Raw genomic sequence first — 2,893 nt, forward strand, 5'->3', positions numbered from 1 at the left:
CTGTTTCCGTAAAGTTTCGCTGATATCAGGAGCATCATTGAGTGCTTTGGATACAGTACTCTTGGAAATCTCCATTTTATCAGCAATATCCTGGATTGTAGTCATAATTTGTGATCCTTTCATAAAGTAGGAAAATAATACTTCTTTTATTATATACAATGATATAGTAAAAAGCAATGAACTATAGGAAAAATAAAAATTTAGATAAGTTTCGATAACGTAAAAATAAAAAATATTACACAAAAAAGAATGAGATAAAATGTGCAAATTTAATAAAAATAAGTGATTGATTGAAAAAAGATTGACGAAAAAATGAAAAAGACGTATATTAAGCTCAACGAAACAATACGAAACAAATAGATGAAAGGAAGAAAGATGATGAAAAGAGGACTGGCAACATTTCTAACAGGAATCATGACTGTAACTCTGGTGGCAGCAGGACTAACCGGATGTGGGAATAGTACGGCGGATAAAGGCTCAGAAAAAGTCAGATTGATGGTATGGTCTCCATCAGAAGATCAGTCAAGAGACAGTGGAGAATGGCTTCAGACAATGTGCAATAATTTTGCAAAAGAGCATCCGGAATGGGATATTACATTTGTCTATGGAGTAGCTGATGAAGCAACAGCAGCAGATCAGGTGGCGCAGGATCCGGAAGCAAGTGCAGATGTATTTATGTATGCAAACGACAGGATTACATCGCTTACAGATGCGGATGCAGTAGCAAAATTTGGTGGAAAATATAAAGAAGAGATTGAATCAACCAACTCTGAGGAACTTTTAGATTCGCTAAAGGTTGACGGAGAACTTTACGGGGTTCCGTTTACAACCAATACCTGGTATATGTTTTATGACAAGTCTGTATTTTCAGAAGAAGATGTGAAAAATCTGGATACAATGCTGGAAAAAGGAACAGTATCCTTTCCTCTTATCAATTCATGGTATCTTCCGGCATTTTATCTGGGAAATGGATGTACCTTGTTTGGAGATGGAACAGACGAGTCAAAAGGAGTTGATTTTGCAGGAGAAAAAGCAGTGGATGCAACTAATTATGCAATTGATCTAGCAGCAAATCCCAATTTTATAATTGATGCAGACGGATCTGCTCTTGCAGGACTTCGTGATGGCAGTGTGAAGGCAATGTTTACCGGATCGTGGGATGTAAATGCGATTAAAGAAGCACTTGGAGATAACATGGGAGTTAGATCTCTTCCAACTTATACAATTAACGGAGAGGAAAAGCAGATGCTTGCATACGCTGGTTCAAAGGCAATCGGAGTTAATGCGCATAGTGAATATATGGAACAGGCAGTTGCGCTTGCCGTTTATCTGGGTGGAAGTGATGCACAGAGAGCACACTACAAGATGAGAACCGTGATTCCATGTAATACAGAACTTTTGAAAGAAAAAGATATTGCATCTGATCCGCTTGTTCAGGCACAGAATGATACCTTTAACAATACATCGATACTTCAGCCGTTCGTGGCATCCATGACTAATTGCTGGACACCGGTCGAGAATATGGGAAAAGGAATTCGTAACAAGAGTGTGACACATGAAAATGCTGAAGAACAGACAGAAGCAATGAATGAAGCAATGAACAGCAATGGAATCAATTAAGAGGTGAGTGGAATGAGTATATTTAAGAAAAAAATCAATGAATTTCCAACGCCATATACCTGCAAAAATGCAGTAAAAAAGGGTGGATTAGAGACTAAGCTTTCCATGGTCCTGATGGGATTTGGAAATATCGTACATGGTCAGATTATCAAAGGACTTTTGTATCTGGCAATTGAAATTGCCTACATCGTCTTTATGGCGGTAAATGGAATCGGATTTATCGGCGGTCTTCGGACACTTGGAACTGTAAAGCAGCAAGAGGTGTGGGATGAAGCAAAGCAAATTTATCTTTACACGAAAGGGGATCAGTCCGTTCTGATTCTACTTTATGGGGTGACGACAATCCTGCTGACGATTCTTATGATTTTGGTATGGAGAGGAACCCTGAAAAGTGCATATAAAGCAGAGTGTCTTCAGAAAAAAGGAATGCATGTGAATACATTTGCAGAAGATTTAAAGTCTCTTCTGCATGAGAATCTGTATCGTTTGTTTATGACACCACCGACAGCATTCATCTTTGTATTTACTGTACTTCCGTTGGTATTCATGATCTGTATGGCGTTTACTAATTACAGCCGTATTGGAAATCATCTGATGCTGTTTGACTGGGTAGGACTTGATAACTTCAAGACATTATTTGATTCAGGAAGTATTCTGGGAAGTACTTTCTGGTCGGTTCTTGGATGGACGATTGTCTGGGCGTTTTTTGCAACTTTCAGCAACTATATTTTCGGAATGATCCTTTCCCTTCTGATCAACAGAAAGGGAACAAGAGCAAAAGGATTCTGGAGATTCTGTTATGTCCTTTCCTGTGCAGTGCCGATGTTTGTATCCCTTTTGATCATGCGTACTATGTTACAGCCGGAAGGAGCAATCAACGTACTTCTCAGAAATATAGGACTGATTGCAAGTGATGCAAGCCTTCCATTTTTTACAGATGCGACATGGGCCAGAGTAACTGTTATTATCATCAATATCTGGGTAGGTGTGCCGTATACACTGCTTCAGTTGACCGGAGTACTTCAGAACATTCCAGAAGAACTTTATGAAGCTGCAAAAGTGGATGGTGCAAATGCATTTCAGACATTTACAAAGATTACACTGCCGTACATGCTGTATGTGACAACACCATATCTGATTGTGACTTTTACAGGAAATGTCAATAACTTCAATGTTATTTATCTTCTTTCAGGAGGAGATCCGGTAACAAACCTTTCTTCAACTGCAGGTAAGACAGACCTTCTGGTTACATGGCTCTATAAACTGACAATCG

At 39.0% G+C, this 2,893-nt stretch carries 3 protein-coding genes; 2 read left to right on the top strand and 1 reads right to left on the bottom strand.

The features are described from left to right. Positions 1–105: LacI family DNA-binding transcriptional regulator (locus tag ACWJAF_RS13760; protein ID WP_448864698.1), on the bottom strand; the 105-nt coding region annotated here is incomplete at its 3' end. 270 nt (positions 106–375) lie between these two features. Between ACWJAF_RS13760 and ACWJAF_RS13765 the strand changes: the two genes are divergently transcribed. Both ACWJAF_RS13765 and ACWJAF_RS13770 read left to right on the top strand, forming a co-directional pair. Further along, on the top strand, positions 376–1,620 hold the full coding sequence (locus ACWJAF_RS13765) for an extracellular solute-binding protein (protein ID WP_448864694.1): 1,245 nt from the start codon (positions 376–378) through the stop codon (positions 1,618–1,620). Between the two features lie 12 nt (positions 1,621–1,632). Next, on the top strand, positions 1,633–2,893 hold a 1,261-nt coding region (locus ACWJAF_RS13770; protein WP_448864696.1), incomplete at its 3' end, for a carbohydrate ABC transporter permease.

It is taken from the genome of Dorea sp. (genome assembly GCF_977044405.1).